This is a genomic window from Bifidobacterium sp. ESL0820, from assembly GCF_052606235.1.
On record NZ_CP199594.1, the window covers coordinates 863,599 to 878,764 of the forward strand.

The 15,166-nt window shown below is 57.3% G+C and carries 9 protein-coding genes and 1 other RNA gene; 6 read left to right on the forward strand and 4 right to left on the reverse strand.

Annotated features, from left to right (window positions below; translation table 11 throughout):
* Nucleotides 1-2: 2 nt before the first annotated feature.
* The 3 genes from ACUIAH_RS03655 to ACUIAH_RS03665 form a co-directional block, all read right to left on the reverse strand.
* Nucleotides 3-3,299 (reverse strand): glycoside hydrolase family 2 TIM barrel-domain containing protein, encoded by a 3,297-nt coding sequence (locus ACUIAH_RS03655; RefSeq protein ID WP_445341428.1) that lies wholly within the window; start codon nucleotides 3,297-3,299, stop codon nucleotides 3-5.
* Between the two features lie 193 nt (nucleotides 3,300-3,492).
* Nucleotides 3,493-4,836: a xylose isomerase gene (xylA, locus tag ACUIAH_RS03660; RefSeq protein WP_445341429.1), complete on the reverse strand. Its 1,344-nt coding sequence runs from the start codon at nucleotides 4,834-4,836 to the stop codon at nucleotides 3,493-3,495.
* A gap of 134 nt (nucleotides 4,837-4,970) precedes the next feature.
* A complete protein-coding gene (locus ACUIAH_RS03665; RefSeq protein WP_445341430.1) occupies nucleotides 4,971-7,433 on the reverse strand; it encodes a glycoside hydrolase family 2 TIM barrel-domain containing protein in 2,463 nt (820 codons plus the stop codon).
* A 297-nt stretch (nucleotides 7,434-7,730) separates the two neighbouring features.
* On the opposite strand from ACUIAH_RS03665, the gene ACUIAH_RS03670 reads away from it, so the two are divergent.
* The 5 genes from ACUIAH_RS03670 to ACUIAH_RS03690 all read left to right on the forward strand — a co-directional run bounded on the left by ACUIAH_RS03670 (nucleotide 7,731) and on the right by ACUIAH_RS03690 (nucleotide 11,314).
* A complete protein-coding gene (locus ACUIAH_RS03670) occupies nucleotides 7,731-9,008 on the forward strand; it encodes an ROK family protein (protein WP_445341539.1) in 1,278 nt (425 codons plus the stop codon).
* Complete coding sequence (locus ACUIAH_RS03675; protein ID WP_445341431.1) at nucleotides 8,998-9,897, forward strand: carbohydrate kinase family protein; 900 nt, start codon at nucleotides 8,998-9,000, stop codon at nucleotides 9,895-9,897. Before ACUIAH_RS03670 ends, ACUIAH_RS03675 begins: the two co-directional genes overlap by 11 nt.
* A 250-nt stretch (nucleotides 9,898-10,147) precedes the next feature.
* Nucleotides 10,148-10,546, forward strand: a transfer-messenger RNA (tmRNA) gene (gene ssrA, locus ACUIAH_RS03680).
* 242 nt (nucleotides 10,547-10,788) lie between these two features.
* Entirely contained in the window at nucleotides 10,789-11,043 is a 255-nt protein-coding gene (locus ACUIAH_RS03685) for a type II toxin-antitoxin system RelB/DinJ family antitoxin (RefSeq protein ID WP_101432134.1), read from the forward strand.
* Nucleotides 11,036-11,314: a type II toxin-antitoxin system RelE/ParE family toxin gene (locus ACUIAH_RS03690; RefSeq protein WP_045924101.1), complete on the forward strand. Its 279-nt coding sequence runs from the start codon at nucleotides 11,036-11,038 to the stop codon at nucleotides 11,312-11,314. The genes ACUIAH_RS03685 and ACUIAH_RS03690 overlap by 8 nt, the downstream gene beginning before the upstream one ends.
* A 322-nt stretch (nucleotides 11,315-11,636) precedes the next feature.
* Here ACUIAH_RS03690 and ACUIAH_RS03695 read toward each other — a convergent pair whose 3' ends face one another.
* Nucleotides 11,637-13,076, reverse strand: a complete 1,440-nt coding sequence (locus ACUIAH_RS03695; RefSeq protein ID WP_445341432.1) for an FtsX-like permease family protein — start codon at nucleotides 13,074-13,076, stop codon at nucleotides 11,637-11,639.
* Between the two features lie 353 nt (nucleotides 13,077-13,429).
* Here ACUIAH_RS03695 and ACUIAH_RS03700 point away from each other — a divergent pair, with 353 nt between their 5' ends.
* Entirely contained in the window at nucleotides 13,430-15,037 is a 1,608-nt protein-coding gene (locus ACUIAH_RS03700) for a hypothetical protein (RefSeq protein ID WP_445341433.1), read from the forward strand.
* Nucleotides 15,038-15,166: the final 129 nt, after the last annotated feature.

Genomic DNA, 15,166 nt, shown 5'->3' on the forward strand with positions numbered 1-15,166 from the left:
GGTCACTTGGAGCGGACCCGCAGATGCAGTCCGAAGACCAGATCGGTTTCATCCAGGCGGTAGGCGGGATCCAGCTCCGGTCCGCAGCTGTTGGAGCCTATGCCGCTTGTGGCATAGTCCAGACAGAGCACGGTCGATCCGCATTCCTCCAGCTCATGGTCGTGCCCCTTGGCGGTCAGCTCCTCCTGCGTATACGGTGAGCAGTTGAAGCTGATGGGCCCATCCCCCGCCGCCTGCAGCAGGGAGCGATCATCCTCCACCAGGACGTAGTCGCAGCCATAATGGGAGCCGTTCTCCTGGGGCCGCAGGTAGTGCTCGACCATGCCTGATGCGGTGTCATGGAAAACGCCATAGTGGCTGGCGCGGTGCATGTCCCGGTAGCTCTCGTAGGGCCCATAGCCGCAGTAGGTGACCCGCTTCAGGCTCTTGGGCAGGAAGAGCCGCAGTCCAAACCTGGGCAGATAGGGGAACTCGGGATCCCGATGCAGCTCCATCTTCAGGTCCAGTCCACCCTGGTCGCTCAGGGTCCAGGTGGCGTTGATGCTGCCCATGGGCTGAATGAAGGGGGCCACCAGGGACAGTTCGGTCTTGATTGTGGTCAATCCCCGATCCTCGTCGGTCTGCAGCTGGCAGGAGAGGGCTCTGGTGCTAGCCCGGTCATATTCGGCCTTGCGCCATTCCTCCTTGATGATGGCATCGTTGTCGGTGGGCGCCCGCCAGAGGTTGACCTCCATAGGGGCGTCCAGCAGGGAACGGTTGTCGATGCTCATGGATCCCACCATGCCGGTGCGGCGGTTGAAGACGTAGCGCCAGTCGGCCCCCTCCACATCGAAGCGGGCATCAGTCTGCCTGACCACCGGACGGTGGGCGCCCCGGGCTCCACTGCCGGGGTCGGCGCTGATGACCCTGGCCACGCCATTGGGCCGTTCGGGCATTCCCATATCCGCAGCTTCAAGCTGATCGAAGCCCAGAGGATGCCCCTGAGCAAGCACGGGATCGGCCTTGGCCAGGGCGTACTCCACCAGCAGGGTCAGACGGCCGTGCTCGGGCGGATCCATGGCGGGCAGACCCACGGTGCCCTCGGCATGGGGGGCGATGTGCAGGCCGGTCCCGCGATCCAGTTCAGGCTTCCCGGAGGCCACCGGCTCTCCATCACACAGGAGGGTCCACTTCAGGCTCAGATATTCATCCAGGAAGGTGAAGTCCAAATAGCTATGCAGGGTGAGCAGCCGGGTCTGGGGATCGTAGCCGACCAGGCGGGCCGGGCGGAAGACATTCTTGAACTCCCTGAGTCCAGTGTGGGGCCGCCGGTCGGGATAGACCAGGCCATCCATGCAGAAGTTGGCATCATGGGGGTACTCGCCATGGTCTCCCCCATAGGCATAGATCCGACGGCCCTTGCGATCCCTGCCCTGGTCGATGGCATGGTCGGCCCACTCCCATATGCAGCCGCCCAGGAGCCCCGGATGAGCCTGAATGACCCGGAAGTAGTCCTCCAGATCCCCTGGGCCCAGCCCCATGGCATGGCAGTATTCGCAGAGGAAGTAAGGCTTCCGGCCCCCGTCTCCGTCATCCCCGTGGCTGCTGATGCCGTGAGGACCCTCCGGCCTGAAGTAATCCTCGATTTGCTTGATGGAGGGATACATCCGCGAGGTGATGTCCAGATTGCTGTAGTCCAGATCCTTACGGGGCGAGCCGTGGATGGCCGACTCGTAATGGGTAAGACGGGAGGGATCCCGGGACTTGGTCCAGGCCAGAGCCGCCTCGATACCGCAGCCGTAGCCGCTTTCGTTGCCCATGGACCAGATCAGGATGGAGGGGTGGTTCTTGTCCCGCTCCAGACTGCGCTGGACCCGGTCGACAATGGCCTTGGTAAAGAGCGGCTCGTCGGCGATGCGGCCGTTCCAGTAATCGGGCTCCTTCCAGTCCGGACCATGGTAGAGGGCTTCGATGCCATGGGCCTCCAGGTCGGCCTCGGCGATCAGGTAGAAGCCCAGCTGGTCGTAGAGAGCGTAATACTGGGGGCTGTTGGGGTAATGGGAGGTGCGGATGGCGTTGACGTTGTGCTCCTTCATCAGGGTCAGGTCGCGCATGATCTGCTTCTGGTCGATGGCGAAGCCGGTGCGCGGATCCCCGTCATGGCGGTTGACCCCGTGGATTTTAATTGGCCTGCCGTTGACCTTGACCACCTGGCCGTCCACGCTGATGGTGCGCAGGCCGATGTACTCGGTGAGGACCTCATCAGAGTCGCCGGAGCCGGTAGAACTGGACCTGGTCGACAAGGTCAGCCGGTAAAGTTCAGGATCCTCGGCATTCCAGAGACGGGGATGGCCAACCTCCATGGCAAATTCCGCAGGCTCCTTGCAACCCGTCAGCTCGGCCCGGGCCACCTCCACACCATCGGGGTCGGTCAGCAGAGCCTGGACGTCCAGAGCGGCATCGTCCTGGCCCGATACGCCAGTCGGATCCAGATCCAGGGTCACACTGGCATGGCTCATGTCCTCATCGAGGTTGGTGTGGACGAACCAGTCGCGCAGACGGGCCTTGGGGCGACGCAGGATGTAGACATCGCGGAAGATGCCGCTCATGCGGAACTTGTCCTGGTCCTCCAGATAGCTGCCATCGCACCACTTGAGCACCAGGACGGCCAGCTGGTTGCGGCCTCGCTGCAGGTGGTCGGTCACGTCGAATTCGCTGGTGGCATGAGAGACCTGGCTGTAGCCGATCAGATCCCCATTGACCCACAGATAGAAGCAGGAATCCACCCCCTCGAAATTGAGCAGGGCCCGGGGCGCTGAGGGTTCGAGCTCGTAGTCGAAGGCGCGCAGGTAGATGCCGCAGGGATTGTCGGCAGGCACCCTGGGCGGATCGAAGGGGAAGGGGTAGCGCACGTTGGTGTATTGGGGACTGTCATAGCCCTGGGTCTGCCAGACTCCTGGTACATGGATGGGCTGGTACGCCCCTCGGCCCGCATCCCTGGAAGGGCTGTAGTCGGCTTCGAAGAAAACCGGATCCTCGGCCTCGACGGCGGACTGGACCTCGGCATCCAGCTGGTCGATGCTGGCGTAATAGCGAAAATCCCAGTCCCCATCCAGATCCAGGTACCGGTCGGAGCGCCTGCGCAGATCGCCACGCGTGTCCATGGGGGCGCCGGCTGGCACGCAATAGGCACGGTTGGGCTCGGTCCCCACATGCAGCGTGGCTGGATCCTCGTAGTAACGCGGTATGAACATGACTATTCCATCCTCCTCGGTGGCCATGGCAGCAGACGTTTCACAGGCGTGACTGTTTACGCTCACATGCGTCCATGATACCGGGGCCATAGCACAGAATTCCCGCCGGTTGTCACAGGCATCAACGCACCGGACGCGCCCTAGGTATCCCCTATGCAGACTCGAGTCCGCCCTGCCAAACATGTCTGCCCTGGTCAGGGCATAAAAAAGCCCCGCGGGCTTTCGCTCGCGGAGCTAGGAGACGACAGCCGTCTAAAGCTCAGGCCTGGGCCAGAGCCTCGACGATGTAGTTGTTGATGGTGGCCTTGACGACCTCAAGATGGTCGGACTTGTCGGCGGCGATCAGTTCGGCCTGCGGCTTGTCAAGGCTGTACTCCTCCAAGGAGGCCAGCGTGGCCGTGCCGTCCTTCACCGTCGAGCCGATGCCGGATTCGAAGGAGGAGTAGCGCTCCTGCTGCAGCTGCTCGATGTAGCCGTCCTCGTGCATCTTGGCCGCGACCAGCAGGCCGGCGGCGTAGGTGTCCATGCCCACGATGTGGGTTCTGAAGAGGTCCTCAGGCAGGAAGGAGGAGCGACGAGGCTTGGCATCGAAGTTCAGACCTCCACGGGGCCCGATGCTCCCATTGGCCAGCACCTCCCACATGACGGCGGTGGCATCGTAGAGGTCCGAGGGGAACTCGTCCATGTCCCAGCCGATCAGCTTGTCGCCCTGGTTGGCATCCAAGGATCCCAGGAATCCAGCCTCGCGGGCCACGCGGACCTCATGCTGATAGGTGTGCATGGCCAGGTTGGCGTGGTTGCCCTCGATATTGAGCTTGAAGTTATCCTGCAGGTCGTAGGTGCGCAGGAAGTTGATGGTGGTAGCCGCGTCGTAATCGTACTGGTGGAGCGTGGGCTCCTTGGGCTTGGGCTCGATCAGGAACTGCGCGTCGAAGCCGATTTCCTTGGCGTAGTCCACGCACATGTGGAAGAGGGCGGCCATATGGTCCTGCTCCTCCTTCATCCGGGTGTTCCAGAGGGATTCGTAGCCTTCACGGCCGCCCCAGAAGACGTAGTTCTCGGCACCGAGCCGCTTGCCGATCTCCAGGCTGTGCTTGAGCTGGCCAGCCGAATACGCATAGATGTCAGCGAAGGGCGAGGTGCCGGCGCCGGCCTCGAAACGAGGATTGGTGAAGAGCGACGAGGTGTTCCAGAGCAGCTTGACGCCCGTGTCCTTCATGGCGGCCTCGATGCGGTCAACCACCTTGTCAAGATTGGCATCGCTCTCGCGCAGGGTGTCGCCCTCGGGAGCCAGGTCACGGTCATGGAAGCAGAAGAACTCGACCCCCAACTTGGTGAAGAGCTCGAAAGCGTAGTCCACCTTGGCCAGCGCCTGATCCATGGGATCGGTGTAGCGGTAGTAGGGCCTCTGCGCAGTGGGATCGCCGAAGGGATCCACCAGGCCCTGGTTGAAGGTGTGCCACCAGGCCACGGCGAAGCGCAGCCAGTCCTTCATGGGCTTGCCGGCCACCACCTTGTTCTTGTCGTAGTAACGGAAGCCCAGGCCCTCCTTGACGCCCTGGCGACCCACGTATTCGATCTTGTCAACGTCCCACAGACCCATAATGCTCCTTTGCCTAATGCATTTGCCTTTACAGCGTTCACAGGGGAGGAAACCAGTTCCTGCCTCCTGAACAATAAGAGTAGAGGGCTGGATCGATTTTGTCAATTCGTTGAATTATATAGATGGCGATCACGTCACCAGCGGATTGGAAGGCGCAAAGCAGCCTTGCGATGACCGTCGGAGACCTTGATCTCAAGCAGGATGGGTCCACCTGAACCGTCTGAACCTGCTGACCGATCCGCCTGCACCACTGCCAAGGCTTGGCCGTAATAGGTGCGCGTGTGCCCGGTCAAAAACCCTTCGGGATTGTATGGGGCGGCACATCCGAAGGCCAGCAGTCGGCCACCCTGCACGCGGGCAGTCAAATCCCCCAATACCGTGGGTTTGTCAATGCCCTGCTGGTCGGTATACCTTGCCCTCACAAAGCACAACCCTCCCGGGCGGACGGAGTCCCGATCGGCTGCCAGCCTGACCGTGGTCTGAGGCGCGGCTGACCGCAACCGACTCCGTCCAATCAGCCCGCCCGAGCTGTCGTAGGCCAAGGCCTCCAGCAGGCCGTGTTCATAAGGGCAGGAGAAACGGAATCGAGTGCTACCCCGCCAACGCGAGCGGCCAAGGCAACGACCATTCAGCATCAGCACGACCTCATGAGCGTGAGCGTAGACCTCCACCTGGGCGGTCCTGCCCTCGCAGCCATCCCAAGACCATGAGTCAAGGGCATCTGTCATCTTCCAGGCGCTGGGAGAATGCCTCTCCCCCGAGTGATTGACGGGCCGCACAGCCAGATAGGGCCCGGTCTCGCCCCCTAACGCCACCCGTGTGTACAAGGCCTCGCCCAGCGGCCTGCCTGTCAGATCCAAACGGCCGGAACCAGCAGTCAGCCAGCCCAGCCCGCTGAACCGTGGAGCTTCCTGTCTATACTCCCAAGCGCCCACGCCGACTTCGCCCAGATAATCCATACCTGCCCAGACGAAGTCTCCGATCAGGCGCGGGCAACGGGAGGCCAGACGCATGAACTCGTCGGCATCGCTGCAGAAGGTCTCCGTCCCCAGGATGAGCCGATGAGGGTATCTGCGGAGGTCTTGAAGGTATCGTTTGATTCCATAGTTGTATCCGGCCACGTCCATAAGTGCGAAGGCATCACGGGTCAGGCGGTCGCAGGACGGCAGGGTGGCACCTCTCTTCATGAAGTCCGCTCCCATGATTCCGGCCATCTCATTGAAGAATCGGCTCCCTACAGATCCATGGCGCTTAATCGAAAGTGACACGCTCCTCTTTGGCCCATCGTGCGCCACCTGCTTGGCCGCTTTCTTGCTCGAAAACACCCCGAGCCCGATCGAACTCAGGAAGTTGAAGAAGATGTTGACCCCGCAGGTAACCGGTCGGCTCGCATCCTGACCGTGGAGGAAGTCAACCATGCGCCTGGTCAGCTCTACCCCCTTGGACTGGGCGGTTTCGCTGACCTCATTGCCAATGGAGTACATGATGACCGATGGATGGTTGAAATCCTTGGCAACCATATCAGCCAGGTCCCTGCGCCACCATTTCGGGAGGTATTGCGCATAGTCGTGGATGGTCTTGTGGATGTACCATTGGTCGGCATATTCGTCCAGGACCAGCATGCCCAGACGGTCGCAAGCCGCCAGAAGACTTTTCGAACAGGGGTTGTGGGCGCTGCGAATGGCGTTGTAGCCATTACGTTTCAGCAGCTTCACCTTCCGCTCCTCAGCCTCGGGCCAGGCGCAGGCGCCAAGGATCCCGTTGTCATGGTGAACGCAGGCACCCTTGAGAATCCTGCGAACGCCGTTGATGAGCAGCCCCTGATCCCCCCAGGCCACCGTTCGTATGCCGAATATCGCCTGAGCCTGGTCATGACAGCCCGATGAGGAGACGAAGAGCACCTGGCATTCATATAGCGTCGGGCTTTCCGGGCTCCATGGTTGGGCGCTAGGTAGGTCGATATCGACCTGGGCTCTGCCATCGGAATCCACAGGGACTGCGACCTCAGCCAAGGGCCCCGATTCATCCTTGTTGTTGCACAAAATGCGAACCTGCGCAGTCCCGCCTGACGATGCCCGCAATGAGACCCGGATGGCGCAGGGGTTGACCCCAAGCGTAGAGACTCTGATGCCGTCCGGGTACAGATACTGCGGGCCAGCACTCCAGAGCGTGACGGGCCGGTGGATGCCTGCTCCGGAATACCAACGCGAATTGGGCTGCTGGGCGTTGCGGGCGACAACACGGACCACGCCAGGTTCCCCCGGTCGGATTTTCCCACTCAGGTCGACAAAGAACCCCGTGTATCCATAAGGGTGAAAGCTCAGGCGGCGGTCATCCAGCCAGACCTCGCTGTGTTGGTAAACGCCTTCGAACTCCAGAATCATCGAATCCTGCTGCCTAAGACCGTCAGCACGTAACTTCTTGCAGTATTCGTAATCGCGCCCTACGAACCATCCGCTGTTAGCCTCGCTCGGGGCATCGGCCCTTCTGGGTTCTGCCAGCATGGCATCGTGGGGTAGCTCAACGGGCTTCCAGGGTTCTTCTGACTCCTGTAAATGTCGATAATGCCAACCCTGGTTCCAATCCGTTGCCTGCATACAACTCCTCCGCCATCGTTCATGATCACCAGTGCATAGCCGACCTAATCAACATTGATGGATAGAAGACCAGACTACTCCCGCCTGGATGGTTCGACCTTGGCTACCAGCCGAAACCCCGCCCCTTGAGCAGACAAGTTCGACGGCCGCAGATGGCAATCCTCTCCTTGGTACCTTGAACAGTTTTGGAACAGATGGAAAGGTTTGCGAGCAGATACTAAACAGTGTTAATATATAAACGCCGTTCATAAAGTGCGCGAGGATCGCGTGACGAAACCACTCAAGGAGGAGGTCGACATGCGCAGCAGCACCTACGCCAGCACGCCGAAGGCCATTTCCGAGCTCAACCAGTCACGCATCGTCCAGTATCTGCACCAGCAAGGCACCAGTTCGCGAGCCCAAATGGCCCGGGACCTCGATCTGACACCGGCAGCCGTAGGCAAGCTGGTGGCCCGCCTGATGAATCTGGGCCTGATCAGCGAGACCGGCAGTATGGACTCAGAGGGCGGCCGCCGATCCATCGGCCTGGCCCTGAACGCCGACCGCTACCAGGTCATCGGAGTCAAGTTCGCCCGCAGCCTGGTCAGCATCGGGCTGTTCGACATCAGCGGTCGCCTGCTGGACTCGGAGGAGCTGCCCCCCGTCGACCCCGGCAACATCCCCGGTGCCGTAGCCGATGTCCGAACCCGAGTGGCAAGACGACTTGAGGCGAACCCCGCCATCGTGGCTGTAGGCATGGCTGTGCCGGGCCCTTATCTGCGCGAGAGCGGACGCATCGCCCTTGTCACCAGCATGCCCGGCTGGCGCAGCGTGGACTTTATCCACGAATTCGGTCAGGCCTTCTGCGTACCCACCTTCATCGAGCAGGACGCTCGGGCCGGGGCACTGGCCCAGAGCCTGTTCGACCCCCGCGTGAGTGCATCCAGCATGGCCTACTTCCTGGTGGGCGAAGGCGTAGGGCTGGGAGTCATAGACAGGGGTGCCCTGGTGGACGGCAGCCAGGGAGCTGCCACCGAGATCGGCCACGTCAGCATCGATCTGAACGGCCTGCCCTGCGAGTGCGGCAACCGTGGCTGCCTGGAATGCTACTGCTCGGCGGTAGCCATCCACCGCCGCATGTGTCAGCCGGATATGCGGGATCACTTCCCTGGAGTCGAGGCCATGACCCACGCCAGGGCCTGCGCAAGCCTGTTCGACCAGGCCCGATCCGGTCAACAGGCCGCCCAGGCTCTGGTGGATCAGATAGCCGACTACGTAGGCTATGGCTGCGTGACCATTGTCAATGCCTACAACCCCGCCCAGATTGTCATCGGAGACATGGTGGCCGCCGCCGGAAACCGCTTGCTGGAACGGGTTCGGTCCATAGTCTCCCAGCGCGCCCTGCCCGGCCTGCGCGAGCACACGCAAATCCTGCTTTCCCACCTTCCAATCGACGCCACGCTGACCGGCGCTGCGGCAGTGGCGGCCAACCAATTTTTGGAGCACCCGGCCAGCATGGGCCGTACAGCTGTGAAATCAACAAGCACAAGGCGGGCGCATCACCCGTCATCAGGAAAGGAACACCATGACCAGTAAACCCATGGTCCTCAGCATCGGCGAGATCCTCTGGGACGTTCTGCCTACAGGCAAGCGGGCCGGTGGCGCACCGGTCAACTTTAGCTACCATGCTGCCAAGAACGGGGCGGAAGGCTATGCCATCAGCGCCGTAGGACGCGACGACCTGGGCCGGGAGCTTGAGGAGGCTGTTCACCAGGCCGGCGTCGATGCCGTGCTGCAGCACAACGACCATCCCACCAGCACCGTCGAAGTTCAGCTGACCGAGGGCATCCCCCAGTACGTCTTCAAACCGGATGTGGCCTGGGATCATCTGGAGTACACGGATGACCTAGCCGGACTGGCCAGCAAGGCCGATGCCGTCTGCTATGGCACGCTGAGCATGCGCAACAGCCAGTCCCGCGAGACCTGCCTGCAGGTGCTGCGCCACACCAAGAGCCATGCCATGCGCTTCTTCGACATCAACCTGCGTGGCACCTTCTACAGCAAGGACCTGATCCAGGAGCTGCTGGACATGGCCACGGTCTTCAAGCTCAACGACGAGGAGCTGGCCACCCTGCGCGACATGTTCCACGTTCCCGGAGCCACCGACGACGAGCTCTGCCGCTGGTTCATGGACCAGTGGCATCTGGACACCATCGTGCTGACCGCCGGCAGCGACTACAGCACGATCTATCTGGCGGACGGCCAGTCCTCCCACCTGCCCACGCCTGAGATCACCGTGGCTGACACGGTCGGGGCCGGCGATGCCTTCTCCGGAACATTCGCCATCAACCGCCTGCTGGGGGCCTCCCTGACCCAGGCCCACCGGGCTGCCGTCAACACCGCCGCCTTCGTCTGCACCCAGCAGGGCGCCTGGCCCGAATATCCCGAGCATATCCCCGACTATCTGGGCCAGCAGGGTCAGTGATCCCTCGCTTTTAAACGTGATTTGGTCCCGCCCGGTCGAGCTGTCAATAGCCGACTGGACGGGACCAAACTTTTATATATGGAAGTTGGCATTTACCAGATGACGACGAGCCCCGTCTACTGGCCTCTGTGGATGGGTCAGGATTCAAGTCAATGCCCAGGGAGAAGCGGGAATAACTATAACGTCCATCTGTTGTATACTGACGAGGCTGGTCCGTAATGGCACCGGCAGAGCTTGATAATTCAAGATTGGGGCTGATCGGTTTCGACGGTGACCTGTTCGTCGCAGGGAAGCGTGCCGAGAACGCGGGGGTCCGCTCGTTAATGTCCTCCCGCAAACAACAAGTGCTAAATCTAACCGCACTGAGTTCGCTCTCGCTGCCTGAGCTTCGCGCCAGGATTAACCAGTGAGCAGCTGCTCCGTTCACTCCCCTTCGCCTTCGGGGGGATGCTGAGCGTCATTAAGAAGACTTGCCTGAACTGCTGCGCCACAGGGCGGTTCGGGGACTTTTACTGCGGCTATGCCCGCCACCGGTTGTCTGCGACACAGGTGGGGGCAGACAGATAGCCACAAAGGCCAGCAGACTACGCACGTAGAAGACTGAGGGTGCGGTCACCGGACCGGGGTTCAATTCCCCGCAGCTCCACAGAACAAGGGCCGGCCGAGGCAACTTGGCCGGCCCTTTTCATACCGCCTTTACGGTTCAAGAATCCAACTCCCCGCATTTTTTAGTTCGTCACATTGTCAAAAACCTTGTTCATGAATCTCAAGTCATGCTCATTTCTTCACTCGTGGAGTTAAAATAACTCCAATATAACTCCATTCGGAGCACAAATGATATAATTTTGGAGCTAAAGAAGACAAATAGAGCAATCGAAGCGGGTGAAAGTAATGAAAGAGACAGCGAGAATTCAAATTCGCACCAGCGAGGATATGAAGCGTCGGGCCTCACAGCTTTTCGAAGATCTAGGCCTTGATCTCGGCACAGCAATAAACATGTTTCTTTCTCAGTCTTTGCGCGAAGGGGGACTTCCATTTCGCTCCCAACTTTCCAATTTTGACAGGGAAATGGAGGAAGCTCAAGCTTCACCGGTCACTCACGTGGGTGATGTAGAGGATATGAAAGACATCATCCATCATGTATGAGTTTGCATATACGCAGAAATTCCTGCGTGATGTCAAGAAAATCAAGAAGAAGCATTTCGACTTAAGCAGGCTCGATCAAGTGCTCGACGACTTGGCTGATTACAATTCAGCACTGCTTAAACGTAAATACCGAAATCACCAGTTGAAGGGACGCTGGTCCAAATACGAGGAGCTACATGTCGACGCAGACTGGCTCCTGGTGTACAAGCGCGACAAGAATCGAATGATTCTTACCTTGATGACCACCGGCAGCCATGACCAAACACTGTGACATAAGTGAAAGTCTGAGTAATCGAGCCTTGTTCCGACTGACACGAATCACCCTACTCAATACACAAATTTGACCGCCAACTGTTTATCTACTTCTCAGTTAAAGAGTTAATCGTCAGTAGGATCTCCTCAAGATTAACGTGCCATAATGGCGATACCCATCTTCGAGCAGCCAACATGTATTTTCCGTATTGACCAGCGCTGGTCAATACGGCAAGGAACTGCAGGTTGATGAATATGTCACACAGCCATGGCCGAAATCAGTGCTTGGCAAGACCGCTCAATTACGCATCGCGAGCCCAGGATTAAAAGTTCATTGTCAATCATTCGCCTATGGCACCTTGCAGAATGGCTATGGGCGAGCGCCTCAGAGCAGGCCGCGCCGTCAGCATGGTCGCTAGCGAGCCGACGACGATGATCGGCAACCCGCATATAAGGAAGAACTGCCAGGGAAAGACCATGGACAGACTGTGGACTAGTGGCCAGTAGACCATAGCAGTGCTCAGCCCGACCAGTCCGATGCCGCCTGCTGCGATGATAATGCCCGTAGTCATCACGATGGTGCCGTCCAATATGGATATAGCAGTCAGCTGCTGCGGGTTTGCGCCAGCAATTGACAGGAGCGCCAGATCGAGGTCACGATCGCGAGCGGCGATGGCAAACCCCGCGATCACACCGACCAGGGCGACCAGCAGCGCTGCCCAGAAACCATAGAGCAACTCCAAGGTTCCGCCTGACGTGACGTTCTCTATTCCCGGTACCTTGTTCATGGCGATGGTACTGGTGCCTCCGGCAGCCAACAGACCGCCAACCAGAAACATACAGGCAGTCAGAGCTATTACTGTTGAGCCGAATGTAGTGTCTCGACTCCTGGCCACAGCCTGTGAACGCGCTATCCGCCAGACAGCAGATGACAAGGGGATCAGAGCAGTCCAAAATTGAGTGACCCTGCTTATAACTGGCCCCCCAGAACGTGCCAAGGCAATCAGCAGCAAGAGAATAGCAAACAGCGGTCCACTTCCAACGGCGCTTATGACCGCCTGGACCTGCTTAGGCTCTAAGGCCCCAGAGCCGCTGTGCGAAAGATAGGCAAAGACAGGCAACGGCAATAGCAGCAAGGCCAGCCCAAGGAAAAGCGATACAAGACCACGTCCATGTCGGGGCCGGTCAATCGATTCGCTCTCCTCAGCACGGCGCACTACCCGGACTGGTGTCATCTTTCCCAAATCCTGCAATGTCCGGCTGGTCGCCAAGACGACCGTGGCCAACCCCACTGCGAGACCAGTCAGGGCAGACCTCGGAAAACCGCGCCAGGTAAAAGCGAAATGTACCGGGATTCGCATTCCAGCGGAATACCAATCGAGGATCCTTCCAGCCAGCGCAGGTGAAAGAGCCGCAGCAACGAGTGAGGCTGGTAGAACCAAAATCATCATCTGCAAAAGCGTGAACACCAGGGTCTGCTTAGGCGTAGCGCCCAGCAGCGAAAGAAGGGCCAGCCCCTGCCGACGTTGGCGAATCGATGCCTGCAGGGTCTGTTTGATCACCAGACAGCCGAGCACAATGACCGTGAGAAAGACCAGACTCAGGACCGAAGCCAGGCTCTTGGCAGGATCCCTGGTCTTGGCCGACAAACCCTGGTAATAGCTGTTGACACCCATGCTCACGCTCATGGCACAGAGCAGGGTTTGGGTGACCACAAGAACGATAAAGACGCCAGCCCAGATGCCACTATTGGCTTTCAAATCACGTAAGGCCCAAGTCATGTTTCATTCACCTGCCACGTCCTCGTGCGTACACTCGACTACATTCCACTGTTTATATAAATAGCCGACCGACGCGAAAGACAACATCCGGCAAACCCCTGAAACGACCCTGAATCAACCCTGGTTCAACCTTATGACACCGAACTCATTGTGAGCGTATGCCTTACATCGTCTAGGCGTCACAGCATTAGAATGAAGCCCTTTAACTGGAGAGACTCAGCTAACAAACAATTCCAATGCAACGGCCAGTTCGATGGTCATCTTGTTTCTCGATCCGCAACCAGGACAGCATGCAAACTACATGTCCTTTAATCGTATTTATATTTAACTATATTAGGTCACAATGAGAGACGATGATAGAGCGGGTTTCAATTATGTCCACTGCAAGAGATCATTCGAATATTGCTCCAATATTCCATCCAGCAGAAAGCTGGCACGCTGAAAATGTAAGGCAATTCTTTGCGGCGACAGCATACTCTTTTCCGCTTTTAGCATCAGGAATCGGCCTCAGGTTAGCGGAATATAACTTAATTGAAAATAAAGCAGAGCGAAATCGGTATAAGCAAAATACCTTCCTCCGCAATTTTGTACTTAACAATCCTTATAAAGACTCTGCAAATATGCTGCTGGCATTGTGGGCATTAATCATAAGCGTCATCATTGTCACAGCTTTTTTGGAAACAAAAACTCCTGAATCATCCAGCAAAGCGAGAGCATTCAATGTATTCGTCTGTTTCCTGTCATGTGCTATTAGCATTTTCACAGGCTACATATCCCCTGATATGTTGCAGCAGAACGATTTTGGTCTGAGCCTGTTATTGATAATCGTCAGCCTCAATATCGCAGCCTTTGCTCTTAGCTATGGCGTAAAACAGGTCTTTTCGTTTCGCATGATACAGGAAAACGAAATGCTGAGATCAGATCACCTCAATGAATATCAGTCATTAGCAAAGGGATCATTGGTCAAAAGACACCCGAGAGCCGATGCTTTTCTTCGTATTACTTGCGGATTGATACTCATGACTACTCTTGCTGCTTTTATAACATACGAAATAGCAGCGCTATTCGCCAGAATGAACAATCACCCAGTATCCTCCATAAAGACGTTTATTATAACTGCTGTTTCTGGACTGGTTCCTTGCTTGTTTGATCCTCTGTTTATGCTAGACATCGGCGCTGGTGGTCACCCAAGTAGAAAGAATTTAAAATACTACAAGGTTCGCATGACTTGTAAATGGATATATCGAGTCTTTACAGTATTGTCTTCCTGGCTCATATCGATATTTGCCTTTGCCATTGTCAGTGTATTGAATCCAACAACTGTGCCTATGTACTTAGATACTCTTTTGGCGCCGATACCGATCGGCGTCATCTATCTGCTACCCTGCTGGAATTGGTTTTTAGCTCCTATTCATAAATCGTGGGTTTGCAATTTGATAAAAGATGACCAGCGTAATATTGAACAGATTCACTACGAAGCATTCACAAAAATTGCGGCATCATACTTGAGCTCTGAATTATCCGTCGATACTCATCGCGAGTATTTGATGCATACCGTCATAATACCCGCCGAAAAAGAAGAATGGGCAGAAATATGTCATCCCGCTTTCCGCACCACAAATCAAGTTCCCTTGCTTTCTTTATCAACTCAGGAACTTCAGAAAACCCTAGAATCTGATAACCTCAAACAGAAAAACGATATAAGTCCTGATGCAACAAAACGTCAACGCACTATCGCAAGCCTGATAAATAAAATCGACACCAATGATCAAGAGTTCAATTGTTGCGACCAGGAGGACTGCAAAATCTATTTAGCTGCTATCTTCGATGATCGTCAGTACTTATCAACATCTATAAGCTCAGAGGCTGATAACGAGGAAAGACTACAAAAAGTCATCACTCATAGTTTTTCCAGCTTCAAAGGAAGGTGGCAACTGATACTGACGCTAGTGAGGCGGTGAAGCCAAGACATGCGATGTAGCCATGTGTGCTTTTGACAGCTTTAATCGCCCAGATCACCTAGGTTGCAGCGTTTCCCCTTCCTCGTGTACATACAGCAATGTAATCCCAAATGAGCAGGATCTCTGACG

Excerpts from the sequence above, each read along its gene's own strand:
- ACUIAH_RS03665 (WP_445341430.1), bottom strand. The coding sequence starts at position 7,433 with ATGCAGGCAACGGATTGGAACCAGGGTTGGCATTATCGACATTTACAG.
- ACUIAH_RS03670 (WP_445341539.1), top strand. The coding sequence starts at position 7,731 with ATGCGCAGCAGCACCTACGCCAGCACGCCGAAGGCCATTTCCGAGCTC.
- ACUIAH_RS03675 (WP_445341431.1), top strand. The coding sequence starts at position 8,998 with ATGACCAGTAAACCCATGGTCCTCAGCATCGGCGAGATCCTCTGGGAC.
- xylA (WP_445341429.1), bottom strand. The coding sequence starts at position 4,836 with ATGGGTCTGTGGGACGTTGACAAGATCGAATACGTGGGTCGCCAGGGC.
- ACUIAH_RS03695 (WP_445341432.1), bottom strand. The coding sequence starts at position 13,076 with ATGACTTGGGCCTTACGTGATTTGAAAGCCAATAGTGGCATCTGGGCT.
- ACUIAH_RS03700 (WP_445341433.1), top strand. The coding sequence starts at position 13,430 with ATGATAGAGCGGGTTTCAATTATGTCCACTGCAAGAGATCATTCGAAT.
- ACUIAH_RS03690 (WP_045924101.1), top strand. The coding sequence starts at position 11,036 with ATGTATGAGTTTGCATATACGCAGAAATTCCTGCGTGATGTCAAGAAA.
- ACUIAH_RS03685 (WP_101432134.1), top strand. The coding sequence starts at position 10,789 with ATGAAAGAGACAGCGAGAATTCAAATTCGCACCAGCGAGGATATGAAG.